At 60.2% G+C, this 22,095-nt stretch carries 25 protein-coding genes; 5 read left to right on the forward strand and 20 right to left on the reverse strand.

Annotated elements, in window-relative coordinates; translation table 11 throughout:
* Positions 1-142: 142 nt before the first annotated feature.
* Genes EDD52_RS21080 through EDD52_RS21095 form a run of 4 tightly spaced genes read right to left on the reverse strand, consistent with a single transcriptional unit; the run spans position 143 to position 3,432 of the window.
* On the reverse strand, positions 143-889 hold the full coding sequence (locus EDD52_RS21080) for a sulfite exporter TauE/SafE family protein (RefSeq protein WP_132248602.1): 747 nt from the start codon (positions 887-889) through the stop codon (positions 143-145).
* Positions 890-948: 59 nt separating this feature from the next.
* Positions 949-1,995: a LacI family DNA-binding transcriptional regulator gene (locus EDD52_RS21085; protein WP_165907620.1), complete on the reverse strand. Its 1,047-nt coding sequence runs from the start codon at positions 1,993-1,995 to the stop codon at positions 949-951.
* A 49-nt stretch (positions 1,996-2,044) separates the two neighbouring features.
* On the reverse strand, positions 2,045-2,821 hold the full coding sequence (locus tag EDD52_RS21090) for an inositol monophosphatase family protein (RefSeq protein WP_165907621.1): 777 nt from the start codon (positions 2,819-2,821) through the stop codon (positions 2,045-2,047).
* A gap of 8 nt (positions 2,822-2,829) precedes the next feature.
* A complete protein-coding gene (locus EDD52_RS21095) occupies positions 2,830-3,432 on the reverse strand; it encodes an AAA family ATPase (RefSeq protein ID WP_132248605.1) in 603 nt (200 codons plus the stop codon).
* Positions 3,433-3,618: 186 nt separating this feature from the next.
* On the opposite strand from EDD52_RS21095, the gene EDD52_RS21100 reads away from it, so the two are divergent.
* The 5 genes from EDD52_RS21100 to EDD52_RS21120 all read left to right on the forward strand — a co-directional run bounded on the left by EDD52_RS21100 (position 3,619) and on the right by EDD52_RS21120 (position 9,257).
* Positions 3,619-5,208: an ABC transporter substrate-binding protein gene (locus EDD52_RS21100; protein ID WP_132248606.1), complete on the forward strand. Its 1,590-nt coding sequence runs from the start codon at positions 3,619-3,621 to the stop codon at positions 5,206-5,208.
* 70 nt (positions 5,209-5,278) lie between these two features.
* Positions 5,279-6,250, forward strand: coding sequence for an ABC transporter permease (locus EDD52_RS21105; RefSeq protein ID WP_132248607.1), 972 nt, complete (start codon positions 5,279-5,281; stop codon positions 6,248-6,250).
* Positions 6,247-7,212, forward strand: coding sequence for an ABC transporter permease (locus tag EDD52_RS21110; RefSeq protein WP_132248608.1), 966 nt, complete (start codon positions 6,247-6,249; stop codon positions 7,210-7,212). Before EDD52_RS21105 ends, EDD52_RS21110 begins: the two co-directional genes overlap by 4 nt.
* Before the next feature lie 13 nt (positions 7,213-7,225).
* Positions 7,226-8,242, forward strand: a complete 1,017-nt coding sequence (locus EDD52_RS21115) for an ABC transporter ATP-binding protein (protein ID WP_132248609.1) — start codon at positions 7,226-7,228, stop codon at positions 8,240-8,242.
* A complete protein-coding gene (locus tag EDD52_RS21120; protein WP_132248610.1) occupies positions 8,235-9,257 on the forward strand; it encodes an ABC transporter ATP-binding protein in 1,023 nt (340 codons plus the stop codon). The genes EDD52_RS21115 and EDD52_RS21120 overlap by 8 nt, the downstream gene beginning before the upstream one ends.
* Positions 9,258-9,582: 325 nt before the next feature.
* On the opposite strand, the gene EDD52_RS21125 is transcribed toward EDD52_RS21120, so the two are convergent.
* The 16 genes from EDD52_RS21125 to EDD52_RS21195 form a co-directional block, all read right to left on the reverse strand.
* On the reverse strand, positions 9,583-9,930 hold the full coding sequence (locus tag EDD52_RS21125; RefSeq protein WP_132248611.1) for a TSCPD domain-containing protein: 348 nt from the start codon (positions 9,928-9,930) through the stop codon (positions 9,583-9,585).
* Positions 9,931-10,029: 99 nt separating this feature from the next.
* Complete coding sequence (locus tag EDD52_RS23775) at positions 10,030-10,176, reverse strand: hypothetical protein (RefSeq protein WP_165907623.1); 147 nt, start codon at positions 10,174-10,176, stop codon at positions 10,030-10,032.
* On the reverse strand, positions 10,176-11,195 hold the full coding sequence (locus EDD52_RS21130) for a TrbL/VirB6 family protein (RefSeq protein ID WP_132248612.1): 1,020 nt from the start codon (positions 11,193-11,195) through the stop codon (positions 10,176-10,178). The genes EDD52_RS23775 and EDD52_RS21130 overlap by 1 nt, the downstream gene beginning before the upstream one ends.
* 6 nt (positions 11,196-11,201) lie before the next feature.
* The gene (locus EDD52_RS21135; RefSeq protein ID WP_132248613.1) at positions 11,202-11,633 is read right to left on the reverse strand and encodes a hypothetical protein; all 432 of its coding nucleotides are present in this window, start codon (positions 11,631-11,633) and stop codon (positions 11,202-11,204) included.
* The gene (locus EDD52_RS21140) at positions 11,630-12,604 is read right to left on the reverse strand and encodes an ATPase, T2SS/T4P/T4SS family (RefSeq protein WP_132248614.1); all 975 of its coding nucleotides are present in this window, start codon (positions 12,602-12,604) and stop codon (positions 11,630-11,632) included. Before EDD52_RS21140 ends, EDD52_RS21135 begins: the two co-directional genes overlap by 4 nt.
* Positions 12,601-14,046 (reverse strand): TraB/TrbI/VirB10 family type IV secretion system protein, encoded by a 1,446-nt coding sequence (locus EDD52_RS21145; RefSeq protein WP_132248615.1) that lies wholly within the window; start codon positions 14,044-14,046, stop codon positions 12,601-12,603. Before EDD52_RS21145 ends, EDD52_RS21140 begins: the two co-directional genes overlap by 4 nt.
* Complete coding sequence (locus EDD52_RS21150; protein ID WP_132248616.1) at positions 14,039-14,719, reverse strand: TrbG/VirB9 family P-type conjugative transfer protein; 681 nt, start codon at positions 14,717-14,719, stop codon at positions 14,039-14,041. Before EDD52_RS21150 ends, EDD52_RS21145 begins: the two co-directional genes overlap by 8 nt.
* Entirely contained in the window at positions 14,719-15,369 is a 651-nt protein-coding gene (locus EDD52_RS21155; protein ID WP_132248617.1) for a VirB8 family type IV secretion system protein, read from the reverse strand. Before EDD52_RS21155 ends, EDD52_RS21150 begins: the two co-directional genes overlap by 1 nt.
* A 13-nt stretch (positions 15,370-15,382) precedes the next feature.
* Entirely contained in the window at positions 15,383-16,177 is a 795-nt protein-coding gene (locus EDD52_RS21160; protein ID WP_132248618.1) for a type IV secretion system protein, read from the reverse strand.
* Between the two features lies 1 nt (position 16,178).
* Entirely contained in the window at positions 16,179-17,342 is a 1,164-nt protein-coding gene (locus tag EDD52_RS21165) for a lytic transglycosylase domain-containing protein (RefSeq protein ID WP_243652049.1), read from the reverse strand.
* Positions 17,343-17,348: 6 nt separating this feature from the next.
* Positions 17,349-17,687: a hypothetical protein gene (locus EDD52_RS21170; protein ID WP_132248619.1), complete on the reverse strand. Its 339-nt coding sequence runs from the start codon at positions 17,685-17,687 to the stop codon at positions 17,349-17,351.
* On the reverse strand, positions 17,684-20,053 hold the full coding sequence (locus EDD52_RS21175; protein WP_132248620.1) for a VirB4 family type IV secretion/conjugal transfer ATPase: 2,370 nt from the start codon (positions 20,051-20,053) through the stop codon (positions 17,684-17,686). The genes EDD52_RS21170 and EDD52_RS21175 overlap by 4 nt, the downstream gene beginning before the upstream one ends.
* Entirely contained in the window at positions 20,043-20,327 is a 285-nt protein-coding gene (locus EDD52_RS21180; protein WP_132248621.1) for a VirB3 family type IV secretion system protein, read from the reverse strand. Before EDD52_RS21180 ends, EDD52_RS21175 begins: the two co-directional genes overlap by 11 nt.
* Before the next feature lie 33 nt (positions 20,328-20,360).
* Complete coding sequence (locus tag EDD52_RS21185) at positions 20,361-20,678, reverse strand: TrbC/VirB2 family protein (protein WP_132248622.1); 318 nt, start codon at positions 20,676-20,678, stop codon at positions 20,361-20,363.
* An 18-nt stretch (positions 20,679-20,696) separates the two neighbouring features.
* A complete protein-coding gene (locus EDD52_RS21190) occupies positions 20,697-21,323 on the reverse strand; it encodes a lytic transglycosylase domain-containing protein (RefSeq protein WP_243652050.1) in 627 nt (208 codons plus the stop codon).
* Positions 21,302-21,676 carry a hypothetical protein gene (locus tag EDD52_RS21195; RefSeq protein ID WP_132248623.1) on the reverse strand — a complete coding sequence of 125 codons (375 nt, stop codon included), beginning with the start codon at positions 21,674-21,676 and terminating at the stop codon, positions 21,302-21,304. The genes EDD52_RS21190 and EDD52_RS21195 overlap by 22 nt, the downstream gene beginning before the upstream one ends.
* Positions 21,677-22,095 lie beyond the last annotated feature (419 nt).

Below are 22,095 nucleotides of genomic sequence, written 5' to 3' on the forward strand. Positions count from 1 at the left end.
CCATTTCGATGAGACCGTCATTCTGCCATATTTTATGTCTCATCCGGGTTGCGCGGGTGCCAAAACGATAGACGGCGTGTGTGAGCAGTTGGCTGCAAGGAATCCCGGTTTTCTCCGCACTCAGTTCCTGGATCGTTGCCCCCTAACCGATCAGATGGCCAAGCGCCTTGACGACGAGGTAGGTAGACACGACGAACAACAAGAGCTGGATTATCAAGGCAAAGACCTGCTGGGGCAACCACTGCACCAACCGTCGGCCCAGAACCGCGCCCACCGATGCAACCATTGCCATCGCCAGTAGCGTCGGGACGTGAATTTTGGCAAACAGGCCGACGGCCGAATATGCGGGCAACTTGAACAGGTTAATCGCTGCAAATACCAGCGTGTTGGTCCCGGCGTATTGCAGGCTTGGCAGTTTCTGCGGCTGAACAAAACTCTGGAATGGGGGCGCGCCAGTATGGGAAATAAAGCTGGTGATCCCTGTGATTACGCCCCAGAAAACGCCTTTGATCGGATCGAACGGCATCACCAAATCCTGGTCGCGCAGCTTCTTGTGCAGGGTATGCCCGCAATAGAACAGCCCGATAAGACCGGTTGCCAGTTCCGCATAGGTCGACGAAATATAAGGCGCCAAAAATGTCGCCAGAATAACACCGGCCAGACCGGCAGGAATCAGCAGCAGCACGTTCTTGCGCGAGAACTCCTTGCGATAGAGCCAGACGCCCAACACGTCGCTGACGATAAAGATCGGCAGTAGTACCCCCGCCGCCATCAGTGGATCCATCCAGATCGAAAGGATCGGTACCGCCAGCGCGCCGGCCGAGGCCAGCCCACCCTTGGATGCTCCGACGACCAGTGACGCGAGTAGAAATAATCCGAGTGTTTCCATGTGTGGCACCGTTACGCGCCACGCGCGTTATTGTTTCGAGTGTGGGGGTGTCCGTGCGCCTAGTCCGAAGGAGCGAGAGCGATGGATGAGCGGTCGACAGCGACACAAGCAAGTTGCCGGGTTTCCCAGCCCTCCGACCAAGTATTGATCCGGTGGCTGAGAATATCCACCGTCTCTTTTACCATGGCCTCCAGAGGCTGGCGGATCGTCGACAATTGGTAAGAGGCCGCCGCTGCCAAATCAACGTCATCGAAACCGATGATCGACAACTCGTCTGGCAGGGTCAGACCGAATTCGTACCGGGCCACATCCATCAGCGCCATGGCGAGCAAATCGTTGGCGCAAAAGATCGCATCGGGCCTGTCCGATCGGCCGAGCAATTCGCGCGCGCTGTCGACGCCGGCGCTGTAGGAGTATTCGCGGGCGTGAGTCATCGCGATGACCGAGTGCCCGGCTTCCTCGATTTCCGCGTAAAAGCCCTTGCCCCGTTCGATGGCAGTCGAGGCGTTGGCCGGACCGGCCAGCAGGCCGAAACGCCGGTGCCTCGATTGCAGAAGCCGTGCCCCAGCCAACCTCCCCCCGGCGACACTGTCGGCACAGACCACATGTAGATTGGCGCGCCGCGGGCGGCGGGCAAAGGCAACCAGCGGGATGCGCCGCTTGTAACATTGTTCGGTGATATGCGGCGAGATTGCGCCCGCCGAGACGACAAGCCCGTCAACGCTGTATTGCAGGACAAGCCGGGCCATCTCTTCCAGGTCCTGCCCGTCAGAGACATTCAGCAGCAGGGTCCGAAATCCGCGTGCCTGTAACGCCCGGGTGAAATGGTCGAGTACGGTCAGATAGACCGGGTTCTTGAAGTTGGCGAGGATCACACCGACGAGGTTGGTCCTCTGGGTCATCAGGCTGCGGGCCAGCACGTTGGGCTGATAGCCCAGCTTGTCTGCGGCATCCATCACTCGCACGCGCATCTTGGCCGAAACGCTGGCGCCGGGGGTGAACACGCGCGAGACAGCTGACAGCGATACGCCCGCCACGCGCGCGACATCCTGCGCCGTGACGCGATTGGCGTTCCGTTCTGAGGCTGTGTCAGTAGTTTCTTCCATGATCCACGACCATATTATGCATTTCACAGTCGGCGCAAACGGTTCCGGCCTAGTAAAGGGGCGACACCGCGTTCCAGATCCCCGGCGCTCCAGCAAGGACCGGCCGTTTGTTGGCCGAAGCCAGGGTCGGGGCAAAGGCGTTGGTCTTCCCTCCGGCCTCGCGCACCAGCAGCATGCCGGCCAGATCGTCCCAAGGCGACACCTTTGGTTCATAAGCCGCTAGAAGCCGCCCCGCCGCTACGTAGCACAGGCCCAAAGCACAGGCGCCGACGCGGATATACATGCCGCCATCGGCCACGAGATTGCCGATGAAAGTCCCGGATTTGTGCGGCTCGCCATGTTCGTTCGCACCAACTGAAATCAGCCCTGCGCCGATGGTTGTGGCATCGGCCACGCGGATCGGCGTCTCATTCAGAAAGGCACCACCGTCCTTAGTGGCATGGTACAGCTCGTCCATGACCGGCGCGAAGATGGCGGAGACCACTGGCTCTGCATCCACCGTATAGGTCAGCACGACGCACCATTGCGGCAGACCCAACATGAAACAAGTGGTGCCGTCGACCGGGTCGATAACCCAGGCGGTATTGCCGCTGGAAGGATCGTGGGCGGTTTCCTCACCCACGATCACATCTCTTGGATAGACGCGGCGCAATCTCTCCCGAATAAGCGCTTCGACCTCCAGATCGACGTTGGTCACCCAGTCCTGGGTGCCCTTGGTCTGCACCGACAGGCTGTCGCGGTCGCGAAAGGCAGCGAGGGCAAGTGCCCCGGCCTCGCGGACGATCTCACAGGCGGTGCGGCACCGCGCTTCAAGTGTGTCTGCCATCGCGACGGTCATACGCTGTCCTGCCTTTCGTCCATCGCACCAGCCTGTTCCAAGGCGGCCCGTAGGTTGCTGCGTAGCGTGTCGAGATCGCCATTGTTCTCGATTCGCACATCCGCCGAGGCGATCAGCTCTGCATTGTTCTGGAAATTTCCGTCGGCACCGTTCGAACGCATGTCATCCTTGCGAAAGCGCTCCAACTCGGCCGGGTCTCCAGCCCGAGCCCGCCCTCGAACCCGCTGAAAGCGGCTCTCGGTGTCGAGCACGAGTGCGAGAAGAACCAGCTTCAAGCCCTTTTCTTGCGCGGTCTTGCGTAGATGGTTGAGTTCATCGAGGTTGCGCAAACCGTCTATGACAGCCTTGCGCTGCTCCATCAGATCGGTTTTCTGAATAAGGACATCTGCATAATAGTGGTTGCCGTGCTTGAGTTGCTGGTTCTTGCCGTGCAACTGCACCTGCTCGCGGGTGGGAGTGTCGATGGCAGCTTCAGCTTCGTCCCGCAGAAAGGCGGAAAGAGAATAGGGGGCGAACCCCTCTTCGCGCAAAAGGCCGGTCGTGGTCGATTTTCCAGCCCCGGAATCCCCACAGATCGCGACAATCAATCCATCGCTCATATTCACTTCTCCTTGCAAAGCCTTGCATTTGGGGCGGGAGTTCGTCCCAAAAAATGCTGTTTTGTTGGTACATTGGACAATACTCAATCAGATTATTTTTGCAAGCCCTTGCAAAAATATTCGTTCACTCGTAATCTTGGGTCAATCAAGCCGGCGCTTGCCGGAAACTTCGGGAGGAGGACTTACATGGGACATAAATTATCGGTACTTGCCTTGATCGTGGCGCAGGCGGCAGTTGTCGCGGGGCCCGCGCTGGCTGCCCCCGCAGGGGAGTTCGTGATTGCGGTTCATCAGGAGCCGCAGGATCTCGCGGCCCAAGGCGCCTACAAGGAAATCAACGCGCCCGGCCTGCGTAACGTGCTGGAACCCCTGATCGCGACCGACCCGGCAACCGGCGAATACATCCCGGTCCTGGCCACCTCGTGGGAGCGTGTGGATGACAAAACTGTCCGCGTCACCCTGCGTGAAGGCGTCAAGTTTCACGACAGCACCGACATGACCGCCGAAGCCGTCGCGGCCGCCGTCAGCTTTGTCTGGAACCCCGAAAGTTCCTTCACTATTCAGGAATACGCCGGTCCCGGCGTGATGAGCGCCAAGGCAACTGGCCCGCTTGAGATCGAAGTTACCTCGACCGAGCCGGACCCGATGCTGGAGTTCCGATTGACTCTCACCGGCATCTCCTCGGCCAAACAGATTGAAGAGCGCCCGGCGGAGCATTTCAGTCATCCCATCGGCACAGGGCCGTATGTCTTTGACGAATGGGTGCGCGGGCAATACTGGACCGCCAACGCCAACCTCGACTGGTGGGGCCTGAACGCCGAGGACGCCTACGGTGAAGCCACGCCGCAGTTCGAAACCCTGCGCTTTGTCTTCCGCCCAGAAGGGTCGGCCCGCAACGCTATGGTTCGCACCGGCGAGGCGCATCTGGCCACCAACCCATCGCCCGAGGACTGTGTCGCAGCCGAGGACAATGACGGCTATTCCTGCGTCACCGGCCCTTCGGATGCCTATCTTTACGGGCGGCTGGATCAATCTCTGCACGCCCATCCCGCGTTGCAGGACATACGGGTGCGCAAGGCGATCTTTCACGCGCTGGACTATGAAGGTATCGCAGATCTTATTGGTCTCGCCTCTGTTCCGCAGGGCCAGTTGGGCACGCCCGACATGCTGGGCTTCAACGAGAACCTGTCGCAATACGAGTACAACCCCGATTTCGCTCGCCAGCTTGTGGAAGAGGCCCGCGCCGATGGCGTTGACGTCGATGGGCTGGTTGTGGAAGTCGTCGGACGCAGCAGCACGCCGCGCGTCGGTTCGGTAACCGAGGTGATCGGCTTCTTCCTCGATCAGGTCGGCATCAAGACTGAGATCAACGTACAGCTTCCTGACGTCTTCAACCCGCGGGTCCGCATCAAGGGCTACGTTGAAGAAGCGCCCCGTGCAATGATGCAGGTGCATGTGAAGCAGAATGCCTCCGGCGAGTTCGGCACCAACATGCTGGGCAACTACGCCTGCCCCAACATCGACGATCCCTCGGGTGCTTCGCGGTCGTCGGTCCATTGCAACCCGGAATTCGATGCCAAACTCGCCACCGCGCTGACCCTGTCGGGCGACGAGCGCGATGCCGCGCTGAAGGAGCTTGTGGGCTTTCTCTACGGGCAATACCCGATCATCCCGTTGGCGCTACTCGACAAGGGATATCTGGTCGGCGACCAGTACAACTACACTTTCGGGGTGGACCACCGGTTCCTCGCGGTGAATGTGACGCCAAAGCAATAAGCCGGACACGTCCTGCGCGGATCGCCTCTTGCGGTTCGCGCCATACTGACTTCAGCCAAGGTTTTGCCCGATGCCATACCTGCTCAGACGTTTCATACAATCATTTATATTGCTGTTTTTCTTGATCTCCTTCGTGTTCGTCGTCGGTCGTATCATCGGCGACCCGGCGCTCATTATGCTGGGAACCAGCGCCAGCGAAACCGCGCTTGACCAGTTGCGCGAAAATCTCGGACTTAACCAGCCGATCTGGCAGCAATACCTGGTTTTCCTGAGCGACCTGACGCAGGGCGATTTCGGGGTCAGCTTCCGCTATGGCTTTTCGATGATGCCTTCGGATGCCCTGCGTTCCGAGGGCACACCGGTGCTGCCCATCGTGCTGAGCCGCTTGCCCGCGACCTTTATGTTGGCGGGGACATCTCTGGTCTTTGCCTTTTCGCTCGCCGTGGTGCTGGGCTGCCTCGCGGCGATGCATCCACGGTCGTGGATCGACAACCTGGTCAATGTGATCTCTCTGGCCTCGGTCTCGCTGGTGCAGTTCTGGCTGGGCCTGATCCTGATCATCATTTTCAGCGTGCACATGGGCATTCTGCCCACCGGCGGCTTCGGCACCTGGCAACATCTAATACTGCCCGCTCTGACACTGGCTGCGCGGCCCTTAGGGCGGATTTCCCAAGTGGTGCGCAGCGCCATGCTGGACGAGTTGTCAAAGCCCTATATTTCCGCCGCGCGCGCCAAGGGCGTGCCGGAGTGGCGCGTGGTCTTTGTACATGCGCTCAAAAACGCCTCGATCCCAATCGTGACCATCACCGGGGATGAGTTGTCGCAGCTTCTCACCGGGGCGATGCTGGTCGAGACGGTGTTTGCATGGCCCGGCGTTGGCCTCTTGCTGATCGACTCACTGGGGCGGCGCGACCTGCCGATGGTGCAGGCGGGCATCTGCGTGGTGGCGGCGCTGGTAATCTTCGTGAACCTCGCGGTGGACTTCGCCTATACGGTGCTGAACCCGCGCATCCAGATGGACAACCGGGGGGGGCGGGCATGAGCGCCGTTCAGACTAACACGGTTCCGCAGGTGGAAGAGCACGACCGTGCCGCTTCGATCACCGGACGGGCCTATCTCAGCGCGCTGATGCGCGACCGGGTGGCCTTTATCGCGGCGATCTTCCTTACACTGCTGCTGATCGCCGCTGCCGGGGCCGATTTCCTTGCACCCTATGATCCCAACCGGGCTAACTTGGGCGCGCGTTTTATAGCCCCCTTCGGCACGGCGCGGGATGGCGGGTTTCACCTACTGGGCACCGATGAGCTTGGGCGCGACCTATTTTCGCGGCTTATGCATGGCGCCCGCGTGTCGATGTCTATAGGCCTTTTGGGCGCACTCTGCTCCGGCGCAGTCGGCATCACACTGGGGGTTCTCGCCGGTTTCTATCGCGGCCTGCTGGAAGACCTTCTGATGCGCGCCGTGGACGGCATGATGGCGCTGCCCTCTCTCTTGATCGCGCTGTTCATCCTGTTCGTGATCGGACCGGGCTTTGGCAACCTGATCCTCATCTTCACGTTGCTGCACTGGATGGTCTTTGCCCGCATGGCGCGGTCGTTGACGCTCAACCACCAGCAGCACACCTATATCACGGCGGCTCGCGCCATCGGCGCCAGCGATACTCGGATCATCCTGACGCACCTGCTGCCTAATATGGTCTCGCCGCTGATCGTGCTCTTCACGCTGGAAATCGCGGTGCTGATCCTGTCAGAAGCGTCGCTCTCATTCCTCGGCTTCGGAGTGCAGGCGCCGCAATCCTCTTGGGGTCTGATGATCGCACGGGGACGGGAATACATCAGTTCCGCTTGGTGGCTGGTGGTCATGCCGGGGGCTGCGATCTTCTTGACCGCTCTGGCGCTGAACCTCGTCGCTGCCTGGGCGAGGGCGATCACCGACCCGGTACAACGCTGGCGCTGGCTGACCCCGCCGCGCCGCAAGAACCAGCCAATCGAAGACGATGAGTGAGCAGGAGGCCAAGATGCGTGCCATGCAACAATCCGAAACACAAGGTGCGGCTCCAGCCCCGCTGCTCGACGTCCGAGATCTGCGGGTGACCTTTGACACGCCCCACGGGCTTGTCCGGGCCGTCGGCGGGGTCAGCTGGACTCTCTCGCCGGGCGAAACGCTGGGCATTATCGGCGAAAGCGGCTCTGGCAAGAGCGTCGGCCTAGAAGCTATAATGGGGCTAATCAAGACGCCCCCGGGACATGTCTCGGGCCAGGTGATGTTCGATAGACGCGACGTGCTGACCATGCCGGAACGCGATCGGCGACAGCTTCGCGGCGAAAAGATTGCGATGATCTTTCAAGACGCGATGAGCGCGTTGAACCCCAGCCTGACCGTAGGCACCCAGATCGCCGAGGTCTATCGGCTGCGTCGCAAATGTAGCCATGCTGATGCCGAGCGTAAGGCCATCGAGCTAATGGACCGGGTCAAGATCCCCTCGGCCAAGACGCGGATCGGCAATTACCCACATGAGTTTTCCGGCGGCATGTGCCAGCGGGTCATGATCGCCACGGCGCTGGCGCTGAACCCGCAGATCCTGATCGCGGATGAGCCTACGACAGCGCTGGATGTAACCGTGCAACGCCAGATCATGACGCTACTGGCCGAGTTGCAGCGCGAGGATGGTATGGCGCTGGTACTTATAACCCATGATCTTGGGCTGGTTGCCGAAACCGTGGATCGGGCGATGGTCATGTATGCCGGGCGGCTGGTAGAAAGCGCGCCAGTGTCGGCCCTCTTCGAGGTCCCATCGCATCCCTATACTCGCGGGTTGATCCGGTCGATGCCGCGGATCGACGGCGCAAGTGGCAAATTGCACGCGATCGGCGGCACGCCCCCAGCCGCCGGACGGATGCCCAAGGGCTGTGCCTTCCACCCGCGCTGTGAAATGCGCGTCGAACGCTGCGGCATCGAACGCCCGAACCTGCGGCCCGTCGGTAAAAATCGTGCCGCCGCTTGTCACCTAGCCGAGGAGATCCCCCATGTCTGACACCCCGGTGTTCGAGGTACGTGACATTCGCAAAGACTACGTGCTTGGCAAACCCGGCCTTTTTGGCGGCAAGCTGCGCACTTTGGCTGCGGTGCGTGATGTAAGCTTTACGCTGTGTCGCGGCGAAACCGTGGGCCTTGTTGGCGAATCTGGCTGCGGCAAGTCGAGCCTCGCCCGCACCGTTCTGCGCCTCAATGAGCCGACCGGTGGGGAAGTGCGCTATCACGGGCAGAACATTCTCGATCTGCCCAAGGCCGAGATGCAGAAGCTGCGCCGCCATATTCAGGTGGTGTTCCAGGACCCTTACAGTTCGCTCGACCCGCGCTTTACCGTGCGCCGCATCCTGTCCGAACCGTGGCAGGTCTTTCCCGAGATCGTACCGCCAGAGAAGCGCGAGGCGCGTGTGGCGGAACTGCTGTCACTTGTCGGGCTGAACCCCTCGGACGCCGACCGCTATCCGCATCAGTTCTCGGGCGGGCAGCGTCAACGGATCGGCATCGCCCGGGCACTGGCGCTCGAGCCCGAGGTGATTGTCTGTGACGAAGCAGTCTCAGCGCTCGATGTTTCGGTTCAGGCGCAGGTGGTGAACCTGCTCAAGGATCTGCAGGACAAACTCGGGCTGGCCTATCTTTTCATTGCGCATGACCTGTCAGTGGTGCGTCATATCTCGGACCGTGTGATCGTGATGTACCTAGGCCAGGTGGTCGAGGAAGGCCCGACCGACGAAGTGTTTCGCAACCCCAGGCACCCCTATACCGTTGCCCTGCTATCTGCCGTGCCGCTGCCCGACCCGAAACGGCGCAACCGCGAGGTGATCGTGCTAGAAGGCGAGGTGCCGAACCCGATCTTTCCGCCCGCTGGCTGCCCGTTCCACCCCCGCTGCGCCCATGCGCGCGACATTTGCCGGTCAACGCTGCCGCCGGTGCGCAAGATTGGCGAAGCCAGCGCGCGATGTCATTTCGCGGATGAACTGGACATATCCGGGATAGCGCCGACGATCGAACACGAAAGTTGAGCGCGGGCGCCTTGAATTACGAAGGAACTGGCATTGGACAGGTAGTGGGCGAAACCTGATGGTCTCATGCCGCCATTTTTGTGTTGGAAACTGATAGCTAACCTTCAAACACGTGGGTCTCGGGTGACTGCTGGTTTGTGAGCGCCCTACGGTGACCATCTTATGCGAAGACGGTTTACATGCGAGCGTTCTCGATGTCATAGAGGCAAGCTTCTGCTCGAAACTTCGGTATCGCGTAAGCGTCCGATCTGACCGCACTATGGTGCGATCATCCACTGCGGCGCAGCGCGCGTATTTTGCCCTTAGCCACACATCCCGTCACTATTCACCGCGTCAGCTCGTCGGCGATCAGGCCGACGATGCTGGCGTAGGCCATTGTGCCATCGGGTTGCTCGACCCGTGAGAGGGACTTGGCGACGTCCTCGGGACGCAGGCCGTGTTGGAGCAACAGGGAAATCATGACGCAGGCGTCCTGGATTTGAAATTCGAGCTGGGAGCCGGATTTGAACCCTGCCGAGTAGAAGACTTCGCGTGGCCTTTCAGGCTCATCGGGATCATAGCCGATGGACAGGTGGACGTTGTGGCCTTCGGGCGTGGTGACTTTCCGGTTTTCGGCCAGGCGACGCGTCGGCAGATCATGGCGCGGATCGGGGGTCTTTTTATAGCGCGGCATCGGAGCCTCCTATGATCTGGTTACGGCCGGGATCGGGCAGGCGCGCAGCCTGACCGGCCAGCCCCAGCGACGATCCGTCACGAGACTGACCAAGACAGCCTAGAACAGCGCGGCCTTGACGACGTTGAAGACGTACACGGCAAAGACGAAAACGGTTACGACAGGGGCCGCGGCTATCATCAGTTTCCAATTGTCTTTAGCCTCGAATTCACGATCGCGCTCATATTCTTCATACCAGTCCATCATTATCTCCCTCCCTTAAATCGGGTTGCGATTGTGTTGATCCTGGCTGCGTGGGCCGCCATGGCGGCTTTGCTTTGCTGCGCCGTCTGGACGGGGTTCACGACCGTCTGTTTTACAGCACGAGCCCCGCTCGCCATCCCACCGACAGCAGAACGCTGAGCATACGCACCCACATTCTCGGAAACCTTGTCCTTGATATAGAAATTCCCGGTGATTGCGGCAACCAACATGGGTGTCACAGTGAGCAATACAGTGCACAGCAGGACCGCCATGATGACCGGCACCAGCTCCCCCAGCGAGGAAATGCCAGCCGGATCTCCGAGGGAATCTAGCGCTGATTTGATCAGACCGATGATCGTCGCAAAAACACCGGAGATCACGACGGGAAACAGGGCAAAGGCGAATATCGCGGACAACCAGCGTTCGAAGTGCGACTTGGTGAAGTCAAACATCGACAGAAGGATCATCATCGGGGCGATGCCGATGAGTATTGTCAGGGCGACGCGCGAAGCGATCAGCAGCGCCGTTGCCACGGCGGAGAACAGACCCATGAGAAACAGGAAGAGGGCGTTGAACACGGGGCCGCCAACAACGCCGAGGTTGCTGGCCGCATTCCCGGAAAACCTGCCAAGAGACTCCGTAAAGACGTCAAACTCGGCCGCAAAACTGCCATAACCGTCCGCTGCGATCCCTCCATCCAAGGCTGGTGATGCGCCATTGACGGAGGCAATCAAGGCGCCACCCACCGTTTCGAGAAAGGAAAAAACCGTGTTGGCCACGGAGTTGAATTGCGTCCAGTTTTGAAAGAAGAGGGCGATCAGGATCAGCTTGACGCCCATGCGAATGGCGTCTGACCAGAGGACAGGCTGGACTTGCATTGCGGCGTTCATGAAGACCAGGATTGCCAGAAAGGTTGCCATCAACTGCCCGAACAGACCAAGGGCGGCGGAGACTGCCCCGAACTGGCTTTGGCCCACCGCGTCCAAAAAGCTGACCACCGCGTCATAATAGGTTTCAACCATCGCCCATCACTCCTGCGATCTCAGGTGGATGCATTTTTGACGAATGGCCGGGGTGAACGCGTCGGCTGCGCGCCGTCGGTAGTCTGAGACCATATCCATTCCAATCGCGCCTGATGTAACGGGCTCCGTGATTTCCAGGAACTCTTCCCTGATGGGCTCATAGGGCGGGAAGAGATCATCGCAGGTACATACCTCAGCCGCTGCGATCTTTTCGGCCCTCTCCATGTCATAGAGCGCCATGCCGACTTGCGACTTCCAATGCTCATCGCCCCGCTGCACGGCCAGCCAGCCTGGTCGGTGCTCTTGCGACTTGCAGAACTTGCGCTGCGCCGGATCTACGTACTCCGTACGCAGCTTTTCCAGCTCCATTGGCGTCAGCTCTGTCGCCTGTGCGGTGCCCGCAAGGCAGATGATGATTGTCAGAAGTGCCTGTTTCATTCGCTGATCTCCTGTCCAGGCAAGAAAAACTCTATGATACCGCGTTGCCCTGCAACTTTAGCGGTATGAACGATAACATCAATCGACTGCCCGATGTATGACACCATTTCGGAATAGGTCATGCCGGGGGTGGCTTCGAGCGCGGCTTGCGCCAGGCGCGACACCGCCAGCCGAGCCGTGTCAGCGTGCAGCGTCGTGATCGAGCCGCCATGCCCGGTGTTGATCGCCTTGAGGAAGGTATAGGCGTCCCGGTTGCGCACTTCGCTCAGGATGATCCGGTCGGGCCGCATTCTGAGACAGGCTTGCAGCAGCTTTTCAGAACTGCGGTAGTCATCGTTTTCCAGCGAGACCAGCATGACCTTGTTGGGCTGTTGTGGCAGCAGGTCCGGGGCGTCCTCGATGGTGATGATGCGTTCCGCGTCCGAGATCATTGCCTGGAGGTGCCGCGCCACCATTGTCTTGCCCGAAGACGTGCCACCCGACACGATCAGGTTCAGCTTGTGCTCCACACAGAACCGCAGGGCCGCATCCAGAGAATTGGACTCCGCCAGCTGTTTCATCTCCCGGTTTCTTTCGGCGCGCTGCGCATCGGAGCTGATGGGCTTGCCATGCAGAAACGTGGGCTTGATGATCTCTGCCTGCGGGCTGAAGAAGCGCAGCGCCACGGCATAGCCGGTTTCCAACGCGGGTGCTGCCACCACCTGCGCCCGTATCCGCCATTGCTCGAAATCGAGGGATACCGAGAAGACAGGTTTCTGTTCGGAAAACCGAATGCTGGCCTCATTGGCAATCTGCGTCACAAGTTGCTTCAGGTCCGCAGGCGTCAAGCCAAGCCCCTCGGCCCGCGCCATGTTGACGTCGCCACGTCGCTCGACCCAGACACCGAGATCCTGGTTGATCACAATCTCGACCAGATCGTCGGTCAGAAGGGGGCGCAGGCAGGACATGGCTTGTGAGAGATAGCTGCTCATGGGAGTTGCAGATCCCGATCAAGAAAGACGGAAACCTGCGATCCCTGATGAATGTAGACGGTCGGCGGGATGGTCAGATATTCCTCGATTGCGCTTTCACTGTTGCTCGCGAGATCATCTGACACCTGTTCGAGCATGTCGCTGGTCGTTTCATTGTCAGATTGCGCGGCCACGGCGCCCGGTATCGCACCGATGAGCGAGATCGCGGCGGCCGATCCGAAGCGGGTCATGAAATGTTTGTCCACATGGCCGGTCGATCCCGATCGCCCCAGAGCGTCCGCGCCATAAGACGCAATCTGCGCCGAGCGGCCTTCCGGGGTGACGATGCGGGTCCAGACGATCAGCACACGGCTTTGGTTCAGGCTGAGTGTGGAGCGGTAGTCACCGAAGATCTTCGAGCCTCTGGGCACCAGGATGTTCGAGCCGTCAAAGCTGTGAACGTCTTCCGAGACAACGGCCCGCACCACGCCCGGCAGGCTGCTGTCGATCGCGGTTTCCAGCGCCGCCTGAATGATGGTGCCCTGAATGATCGTAATATCGGGGCGGGCAATGCGCTGAGACGTAGAGACCGGAACCGCCTTGATCTGCCTTTGCACAAACGCTTCGTCGGCCGAAAGCTCATAGCCGCTGGCCTCGCCCGATCCCGCCTCCGACCCTTGCCCGGAAAACGCGATCATTGAGGAATTGATGCGCCGCAGGCGCTGTTCTTCCGCCCGGGCGCGGGCCGCTTCGAGCTGTTCCCTGCGCTCCTTTTCCTGTTGAAACCGCAGCAGCTCGTCGGGATCTGTTGCCGGGGCAGGGGGGGTGGAATTTGCGCGGTTCAACTCTGCGGTCAACTCGTCAATGCGCAGCTGGGCCCGTTGGCGTTCCAACTCCAGTTTTTGCTGCATGTCTGACTGGAATTGCAGCTCGCGGCGTTCCGCCTCTGTGGCGGCATTGCGCAGGTCTTCGAGCAGTTTCGCCTCGCGGTCCTGCGCGTCTTTCTGTGCCGTCTCATAGACTTCGCGCAGACTGCCCAGATCCGCTTCCATGGTGGCGCGCAGCGCCTCGATTTCGGCCTCTCTCTCTTGCTGGCTTTGCTCCAGCTTCGCCGCCTGTTCGGCGTTCAGCTTCTCGATCTGCTCCTGCAAGGATCTGAGCAGTTCATCGGACCTGTTGTCGGACTGCGAGCGCGCAGGGACGGGCTGCGCGACCGGGACGACAACATTGCCAAACCCCGCATCATCATCGGGAAACTCGTCCACGCTGCCCACCGGGATTGTCGTCTCCCGCGCCTCATCGGGCAACAATGTCGAGATGTAGAAGCCGCCGCCGACCAGCGCCGCCGCGGCTGCTGCGGCCAGCACCAGCTTGCCCGCCTTGCCGCGATTGCGCGCCTTGTTGGCCTGCCCGCCAATGGAGTTCAGTCTTTCGCGGAGGTTTTCGTTTTGTTCATCAGCCATTGGTCATCTCCACAATGCAAACTTCCTGTTCACCGAGGCGCAGCGCCCATTGCCGGGACGTGCCAGACACGCGCATCACGTTGCCTTTCAGGCGCACCGAATTGACGGATCGCTCGGTATTGCCCGTGACTTTGAAAATTGCCGGGATCGGGGCGGAGGGCGAAAACCTGAAATACGTGTAGGTGCCGTTGTCCCACACGGTCATCGGCGTGATCTCGCGGCGGGCCGACACGCCGTAGCTGTCATTCCAGCGCCCGGCTTTCGTGCGGCGCGAGGCGTCTTGCTGGCGACGGGGATAGTCAAAGCGCAGAACGTAGAAAGGCGCGCGGCCTTCGGCGAGGTGGAAATAGTAGCTGCGCTGATTGGTATAGACCGTCAGGTTGGTCTCTTCTCCCTGTGCGGTTGGCTTGATTGCAAAGACGCGACCGCCGGGGATGCCTTCGAATTTGAAACTGTCCGTGTCGCCCGCGACGATCGACACGATCTGTTCGCCGGCCTCGAACTCTACGGTCGTGGCGCGGGTCAGGCTCACGATGATATTGAAGACCTGCCCATCCACGTATCGGGCCATCCTGACACGCCGGTCTAGACTGCTGGCGCGCGGCGTCGATTCAGCAAGGGCGGTATCCGCGAAGACAAGGATTGCAAGAAGAGCTGTTGCGAAGCGAACCATCAGAAATCCCTCTTGTCTGCGGTGATGTTGTAGTCGGTCACGGTGAAGCCGAACGGGTTGTCCCAAAGATCTTCGAGCGACTTTTCCTGTTCTGGCCGGAACGCATATCCGAGAACGACCGTGAACGCGCCTTCGGACATGCCGCTTTGATTGATGAGGCGTTTGACCAGGCGGACCTGCGCGCGATCATTGGTGATCTGGCTGATCGAGAGGATGTTCACCTCGATCTCTGCGCGGTCCCCGTATCTGGCGGGGATGTAGGCGTCCCCCCGGCTGTCCCAGGATCTGTTCAGGCTTGCCAGCGCGCGGTTTGAGGATTGTTTCAACGCCCTGTTGATCCGGACGTCATTGTCGATCTGGTTGTAGGTCTCGCGGTCCTTCACATAGCGATAGATCGCGGCTTCAACGACCGCGCGCTTTTCGGTGAGCGTGACGGCTTTGACCGAGGCGTTCGGGATTGCCACGCCGGTTGCCGGATCATAGGGCACGAGGACAGGGGGGCTTGGTTGATGGTAAAGCGTCACGGCCCCGGCGACGGCCATCGAGCAGGCCGCCATGAGCGCCATGCTGGCGGCTGCGATCTTCCACTGCCGCTCCCGGCGCAGAGCGCCAAAGATCAACTCGTCTTCTACCGTTTCGTGACTATCCATAACAAACGCTGCCTCAATTCTTGGGGATCGAGATGGTGGGGACCGTGAAATCACTCATGAAGCCCTGCACATCGGCCAGCGTGGCGGCGTCTGCCACGCCCGCCACGCCAACATTCATGGTCTGGACGGATGTGAGCTGCATCAGCGCGGCGAGGGCGATTGCCATCTCGGCGGTGACGCGGGTGTTGTGATCGACGCTGTCTTTCAGGTCGGTCATGTTGGAGGTGTCGTCCACGAGGGCGCGCACGCGCTCGACAATCTGTCCGGCCTCTGCGTGGGCCACCTGTGCCGCAGCAGATGTGACCGCGCCCGAGGCTGTGACTTGCGCGTTGCGCTGCGCAATCGGATTGGTCGATGTGGACAGGGCTTCCACTTCTGTCGCCGATGTGCCCGCGCGGGTATAGGCGTCCTCTACATCCGCTCTCACGGCGTCGCGGATGGTTGATGCGATGCCGGTGTAGTCGCCCGATTGCACCGATTGAATGACGTCCAGAAACGACGTGTCGAAATCCGTCTCGATCACACCGTCAAGCCCGTCGCCCATGACGAAACTCATCAGCGAGGTCGGATCTTGCAGCGCCGCCTGAATTTCTTGCAGCCTGTCATACTGGTCTTGCAGAACCTGAAGCTGGTTTTGCAATTCGGCCAGCTGCTCGTTCTGGATGCCGAAATCCTGCAACATCTGGTCCAGCTGCGCGATCTCCTTGAGGATCGACTGGCTGTCGAAGGTCGGCACGCCTTGAGCAGAGGCAGGCGATGCCAGGATTGAGATGGAAACCGCAGCGGCAATCTTGAACTTTGCCAACATTCTAACCTCCTGATGGGATGGTCGTGGATGGGATGGAAATGCGGGCCGGGGTCATATCGGCCATGAACGCTTCCGCGAGACGCATCTCGGCCATGCGCGCCTGTTGATCGGCAGAGAGCGGGATCGTCCTGGCGGCGCGCAGCTTGAGCAGGGCAGACGCGATCAGCGTCGCTTCGGCCTTCATCATGGTGTTCAGGTCATAGGCGTCCTTGGGGTCGCTGGTGCCGCTGATCCGGGTGATCAGGGCGCGGACACGCAGCAGCGCCTCGCGCGCTGTGGCGATCTGATACTGGCCGTAATAGATCGAGCTGTTGCCGACATAGGAATACTCGGCCAGAGCGTAATAGGCCGGGTCGATCGTGCCCAAGGCATCCGCGCCGCCGACCTTCGCCAGATACTCGTTATAGAACCGGGGAATGCGGGCCACATAGCCTTGCGTCTCGGAGTAGGGAGGAACGCCGCCATATTTGGTGACGGCACCCGGACCTGCGTTATAGGCCGCAAGGGCATGGATGATGTTGCCCCCGAACCTTTGCAACTGCTGCGCCAGGTAGCGCGCCCCGCCGGTGACTTGCAGATAGGGGTCTTCATAGTAACCGGGATAGACGCCGAGATACTGCGCCGTTGACGGAATGATCTGCGTGAGGCCAAAGGCGGCCGCTGGCGATCGCGCCCCGATCTGAAACGCGCTTTCCTGTTTGATGAGGGCTTGCAGCAGACACCGCCACTGGACGCGCGACAGGCCAGCGGCCCCCACTCCGGCCAGATGGTAGGTGTCTGCCGCACCCCTTATGATTATTTGCTCGATGGTTTCTCTGGCGTCACCGAACAGGTGATGCCCTGCGGGGTTTGCGAGGGGGCCGTAAACATCCTCCAGCGGGGCCACGCCGTTCACGCTGTCACCCACCATGAACGTGCCGTCATAGCTGGACACGCCCTCGAAGGCGGCCAAAATCTCGTCTATCGTCCGAAGTTGCTGTTCCTCGTATTGGCGAATGCGGTCGCGACCGACCAGCTTGTTTTCCTGAAGCGCAATATCCTCAACGCGGCTCGCGAGCTTCGACGCTTCCAGTTGCACCGCCCGCGTGTCCACGACCGGCACGCCCTGCGCCTGCGCTTGCAGGGCAAGGGCCGAACAGACGACAATGAGGGCATTGCGCATCATGACCGGTCATCCCCCGCCAGCTTTGAGGGTGCCGTCTGACTTGAGGGCGCGCGACAGCGCCTCCGTCACCTTGAGCGCGCCATCTTCCCCCAATTCGACCAAGGCCGGGGTCCGCGCGGCAGGCTGGCCTGCGACGAATGCCGAAGAAGACCCGCAAAGCTGGGGAGCGGTCCCAGGCCCTGCAAATTTGAAGGTGGGTTGTTCGGGCGGCAGGCGTTCGAAGTCGCAATTCCCGGTCAGCTTCCCGTCTTTGGTGAAGCACTTGCAGCGCGCTTCTTGCGGGGGACCGACACAGGCGGACACCAGGAGCAACCCTGCGGTCAGAAAAACGGCTTTCATCTTCATAGTGCTTTCTCCCAAAATCTTGGATTAATGCGGAAATCCTCGCCAACAACGTCTCGACCGGCCAGACCGCCGCCAAGCACGTGCAGCAGGTTGCCAAGGGACGAGAGGTCTATGTCGCAGACGGTCGAGGTGATCTGATCCCTGACGAGGCACGATCTGGTCAGCGACTTGTTCATGCAGAAGGACAGCTCTTTGTCGGTCAGCCGCAGATCGGCAAAATCGTCGGCATTGGCCTGCGGGTTCGGCAGCAGAACTTGCGTGGAAAAGCTGGAGAAAATATCCGAGCCGACCTTGCTGTCGGACAGTTGCCTTGGGTTTTGCGCCATCATGACAACAACGCAGTTTTGCTTGCGCAGACTGACAAGCCAGCCTTTGATGCGCGCGGCAAAGTAGGGGTTGTCCACGGCCTTCCAGGCTTCATCAATCAGAACGACCGTCCGGCGTCCGTCGCGCAGCTGGCGTTCGACGCGGCGGAAAATGTAGCTCAGCACCGCCATGCGCTCGCGTTCGCTATCGGCATCCATGATTTGCGTCAGATCGAAGCCGACAATATTGCCGTTCAGGGAAAAGCTGTCCGGACGGCCAGACCCGAAGACCCAGCCATACCGCCCGCCGTGCTGCCATTCCTGCACCAGCATCGAGAGCGCCCCGTCGTCGTCGGTCATGTTGAACTGCTTGGCAAAGTCGGTCCAGTTTCTCAGCCCGGCAGGCGCGTCCGCATTGGCCTGGCACACTTCGATGATCCGCCGGTTCTGAGTAGGGGTCATGGTGCCGTTCGGATTGATGATCCGCGACAGCCAGTCGGCCAGCCATCCGACGCCTTCTTCGTCCACCTCGACCGAGAGCGGATTGAGCCCGGTTGGCTCGCCTGCAAGGATTGTCGAGTATGTTCCGCGAAGGCCGCGCGTGGCCATTTCCAGACCGCGCCGGTAATCGAAGACGAAAATCCGCGCGTCCACGCGGGCCAGCTGCGCCATGAGAAACCCGGCCAGAAGCGATTTGCCGGTGCCTGTCTTGCCGATGATGATCGAGTGGCCCGCTGTGGGTGCGCCGCTTGGTGAGCCGTTCTCATGGAAGTTGAACTGGCGCAGAGATCCATCGACAGTGGGGAAGAGGGCGACGGGCGAGGCCCATGGAACGTCACCTCTGCCCGCGCCGAGGTTGGAGCGGTGCAGCGAGCAAAAGTCGGCCATGTTGGTGTTGGTCGTGACGGCCGTGCGCGCCCGCATCCAGCCATTGCCCGGCCATTGCGAAAAGTAATGCGCCTTGAGCAGCCAGCTGTCGCGTATGAGCTTGACGCCCGCGCCTGCCGCAACCCCGTCCATCAGGGACAGGGTTTCCTTGAGTTTCTGTAGGCTTGGAGAGATCAGTGAAACTGTTGCGTGATGTTCGCCAAGCCCTTGGGAGCCGGTCAGAACATCCTCTTCCAGCCGTGCGGCCTGTTCGGCCAGCGAGACCCGCGCGTCATCTGTCGATCGCATGATCTTGCGTTGGCGCGATACAAGGTCGGCCGCCTTGTTCTTGGAAAGAGGCGAAAAACTCTGCGAAATGACATAATCGCAGGGCAGCGCGAACTCATCGAACATCGTCACCCAGGTTTCCGGGCTGTAATCCTTGATCGCGCGCAAATCGCCGTAGCGCGTGCCGTGGACGCCATCGAAGAGCTTGAAGTGATCGGCTTCAAACGTCACCCGCTCGTTGAAGACCACATCGGCCAGCACCGAGAGGTTTCTGGGGTGGCGGATTGGCGTCTCGACGCCGGTCTGGATCGAGTTGAGAAAACCCAGCAGCTCGCCGGATTGTTCGCTGAGAACCCGTGTTGACATATCGCCAAGGGCTGCACGGAAGAAGCGTATGATTTCCGAGACCTGCTCGATGGACCTCGCGTCTTTTGCCCGCGTATCCGACTTGTTCTTTCTCGACAGTTCTCCCACCGCCCGGCGAATGCTGGACGCTGTGGGGTGCTTCATTACGGAAATGGTCAGGCTGCGGTCGCGCAGGCCGCGCCTGGTCAGGTGGTCGCGCCAGCGCCGGTCGATCTCTTCGGCCATGCCGCCGCTCATGATGGGGGCCACAAGATCATTCGCCGCCAGAGCGCGGCTGATCTTGTGGACATAGATGGCAAACCCGGCGGGGATCTGACCGATCACCGAGGCGATGGCATCGCGCACCACTTCAAGCTCGTTTGTCCTGGTCGTCAGAGAGTCCAGCCCTTCGACGCGCAGGCATTGCAGGATGCCGTTGTCGCGCAGCCGGATCGTGGTGTCACTGATCAACGATACATAAGGCAGGTGCATCATGCCCGCAGGCACCAGCTTGTCACTTGCCACGAAGCTGAGCAGGGAAGGCGAAAGATTAAGGGCCATAGCTGTCGCCTCCGAAAATTCGTTTGCTTTGCGTGGGCGGCACAGCCGCCGTGCCTTTCAGGAAGGCTTCAATCGCCTTGTCGTCCTGCTGCGAGGCGACGCGCAGGCCGATGTACCAAAGGGCACACCAGCCAAGCGTCCAGAGGCTCGAAAACCAGATGAGGGGAAGGACGCAGACCACGAGCAGAAGAATGCCGTAGCCATAGGGCAGGCCAAGCAGCCGTGGGGATTTGGTCAGCGCAAGGTAGAGCGTGTTGCGACCTTCCGATCTCATCCGAAAGCTCCGTTCATTTCCAAAGGTGCCCGTTTACGGGCTGGCGGTTGCGGACACGGTTGTTCCGAGCCAGATGGAGTCGACGATTGTGGGGATGCCGCCGATCAGGACGATGATGACCAGAATGCCAATGACGCGCCCCCAATCGAGGACGTTGACCGCCCCGGCGATCAGCGCGCCCACCGCCACGATGGTCATGAACAGACGACCCGTCAGACCCGTCAGCGCGTTGATCACGGAGACGAAGAAATTGTTCAGCCCCGATGTATCGATGGCCTGCGCATAGGCAGGGGCCGCCAATACACATGCCAAAAGGCAGATGCTGGCAAGTTTGATCTTGTTTTGTTCCATATGGTTTTCCTCTCGGTTTTAGCTGCGAAGTCTGGACCAGACGCCGAGAACCTTTCGGACGTGGCCTTGGGTTTCGCGATAGGGCGGTATGCCACCATGCCGCGACACCGCATCCGGCCCTGCGTTGTAGGCCGCGAGCGCCAGAGCTGGTGTTCCGAATTGATTGAGCATCGACAGAAGATACCGCGCGGACCCATCGAGGTTCTGTTCGGGGTCACGCGGGTTCACACCGAGATCCTTTGCCGTCGCAGGCATCAGCTGGCCCAGACCGATCGCACCCACATGGGAGCGCGCGTTGGTCCTGTAGGCGGACTCAATCTCGATATTGGCCTGAAACAGCAGCAGCCAGTCGAGCCCGCTTATTCCCGCTTCGCGAAGCGCGGGGTGCGACGCATACCGCTGCCCGACGCGCCGGATCATTTCTACGACTTCGGGCTTGGCGTGGGCGCGGGCTGGCATTGGCGCAGGTGCGGCCAGCGATGCCTTCTGCTCATCGGGCTGAGGTTCTTCAGGGGAGGTGAAGGCAACCAGGTTGCGCGGCTTGGAACCACCCGTATTGAAGTTGATGACGAAGGAGTCAGCCGCCGCAGAAGAGGCTGCAAACAGACCTCCGATAATAAACATTATGGTGAGTTGTGGCGCCATTCGGTGGCTCCCGAGTGTTGTTCAGGCGAAGACGAACCGGCGACACGCTTCCAAATCCCGGTGTCGCCATCACACAATGGGATCTCAGGAAAATTGATCCCCAGCCGTATTGCCAGGGAGGCAAGTCCGGGAACAGTCCTGATTGTCTTGGTTTCGTGGGTTCGAGAGATAACGACCGGAGTTTTGTAAACGCCGTCGTCTTCGCTGGTTGTCGCGAGATACAAAATCCACTCCCCTTTGATGACTGATCCGGACCTACAGGCCGAACTCATGCATCTAACTTCCAGCCAGCTCTTCTCATCTAACTCATTGGCAATTTTTGAGATCGGCAGAGAGGGGATGGTCGGTTTCATAGCTGCTCCGTTTATCACGCAAGAAGAAAACAAGAGTCGGGTGTTCGGTGCAGCGCCCTGCCGCCCCGTCCATGTTTTGCGATTTGTTGGTCTTGGACCTTTAGCGGCGCCTCAAGTCAAAAACAACTTATGACACCAATAACAGGTAATCAACAAGAAAAAGGGCACGCCGAAAACTGGGCCCCTGGACTGCGTAATCAGGGATGAAGCGTCCACCGATTACGGGGTATTCGCACACCCTTTTTGACCAGATGCTGTTGGTAATCTCTAACAGGCTACCTTCCGCCCTGCTGTCACCAAGGAAGCCCGTTGAAGAAGGATCGAGGTTCAGTAAAGCCCTCGTCGATCCGCAAGATAGCGGCAAGCTTGGCGATCCTGCGTACCGCTCGTCGGGGTTATATTACTCGCGCTAACGAGCT

It is taken from the genome of Primorskyibacter sedentarius (assembly GCF_004342065.1).
GTDB classification, from domain to species: Bacteria; Pseudomonadota; Alphaproteobacteria; order Rhodobacterales; family Rhodobacteraceae; genus Primorskyibacter; species Primorskyibacter sedentarius.

Bases quoted from the DNA above. Each gene is read 5' to 3' on its own strand.
- EDD52_RS21135 (WP_132248613.1), bottom strand. From the start codon at position 11,633: ATGAAACAGGCACTTCTGACAATCATCATCTGCCTTGCGGGCACCGCA.
- EDD52_RS21175 (WP_132248620.1), bottom strand. From the start codon at position 20,053: ATGGCCCTTAATCTTTCGCCTTCCCTGCTCAGCTTCGTGGCAAGTGAC.
- EDD52_RS21180 (WP_132248621.1), bottom strand. From the start codon at position 20,327: ATGAGATCGGAAGGTCGCAACACGCTCTACCTTGCGCTGACCAAATCC.
- EDD52_RS21080 (WP_132248602.1), bottom strand. From the start codon at position 889: ATGGAAACACTCGGATTATTTCTACTCGCGTCACTGGTCGTCGGAGCA.
- EDD52_RS21165 (WP_243652049.1), bottom strand. From the start codon at position 17,342: ATGATGCGCAATGCCCTCATTGTCGTCTGTTCGGCCCTTGCCCTGCAA.
- EDD52_RS21150 (WP_132248616.1), bottom strand. From the start codon at position 14,719: ATGGTTCGCTTCGCAACAGCTCTTCTTGCAATCCTTGTCTTCGCGGAT.
- EDD52_RS21145 (WP_132248615.1), bottom strand. From the start codon at position 14,046: ATGGCTGATGAACAAAACGAAAACCTCCGCGAAAGACTGAACTCCATT.
- EDD52_RS21185 (WP_132248622.1), bottom strand. From the start codon at position 20,678: ATGGAACAAAACAAGATCAAACTTGCCAGCATCTGCCTTTTGGCATGT.
- EDD52_RS21115 (WP_132248609.1), top strand. From the start codon at position 7,226: ATGCGTGCCATGCAACAATCCGAAACACAAGGTGCGGCTCCAGCCCCG.
- EDD52_RS21105 (WP_132248607.1), top strand. From the start codon at position 5,279: ATGCCATACCTGCTCAGACGTTTCATACAATCATTTATATTGCTGTTT.
- EDD52_RS21095 (WP_132248605.1), bottom strand. From the start codon at position 3,432: ATGAGCGATGGATTGATTGTCGCGATCTGTGGGGATTCCGGGGCTGGA.
- EDD52_RS21125 (WP_132248611.1), bottom strand. From the start codon at position 9,930: ATGCCGCGCTATAAAAAGACCCCCGATCCGCGCCATGATCTGCCGACG.
- EDD52_RS21100 (WP_132248606.1), top strand. From the start codon at position 3,619: ATGGGACATAAATTATCGGTACTTGCCTTGATCGTGGCGCAGGCGGCA.
- EDD52_RS21190 (WP_243652050.1), bottom strand. From the start codon at position 21,323: ATGGCGCCACAACTCACCATAATGTTTATTATCGGAGGTCTGTTTGCA.
- EDD52_RS23775 (WP_165907623.1), bottom strand. From the start codon at position 10,176: ATGATGGACTGGTATGAAGAATATGAGCGCGATCGTGAATTCGAGGCT.
- EDD52_RS21140 (WP_132248614.1), bottom strand. From the start codon at position 12,604: ATGAGCAGCTATCTCTCACAAGCCATGTCCTGCCTGCGCCCCCTTCTG.
- EDD52_RS21130 (WP_132248612.1), bottom strand. From the start codon at position 11,195: ATGGTTGAAACCTATTATGACGCGGTGGTCAGCTTTTTGGACGCGGTG.
- EDD52_RS21085 (WP_165907620.1), bottom strand. From the start codon at position 1,995: ATGGAAGAAACTACTGACACAGCCTCAGAACGGAACGCCAATCGCGTC.
- EDD52_RS21170 (WP_132248619.1), bottom strand. From the start codon at position 17,687: ATGAAGATGAAAGCCGTTTTTCTGACCGCAGGGTTGCTCCTGGTGTCC.
- EDD52_RS21160 (WP_132248618.1), bottom strand. From the start codon at position 16,177: ATGTTGGCAAAGTTCAAGATTGCCGCTGCGGTTTCCATCTCAATCCTG.
- EDD52_RS21090 (WP_165907621.1), bottom strand. From the start codon at position 2,821: ATGGCAGACACACTTGAAGCGCGGTGCCGCACCGCCTGTGAGATCGTC.
- EDD52_RS21155 (WP_132248617.1), bottom strand. From the start codon at position 15,369: ATGGATAGTCACGAAACGGTAGAAGACGAGTTGATCTTTGGCGCTCTG.
- EDD52_RS21110 (WP_132248608.1), top strand. From the start codon at position 6,247: ATGAGCGCCGTTCAGACTAACACGGTTCCGCAGGTGGAAGAGCACGAC.
- EDD52_RS21195 (WP_132248623.1), bottom strand. From the start codon at position 21,676: ATGAAACCGACCATCCCCTCTCTGCCGATCTCAAAAATTGCCAATGAG.
- EDD52_RS21120 (WP_132248610.1), top strand. From the start codon at position 8,235: ATGTCTGACACCCCGGTGTTCGAGGTACGTGACATTCGCAAAGACTAC.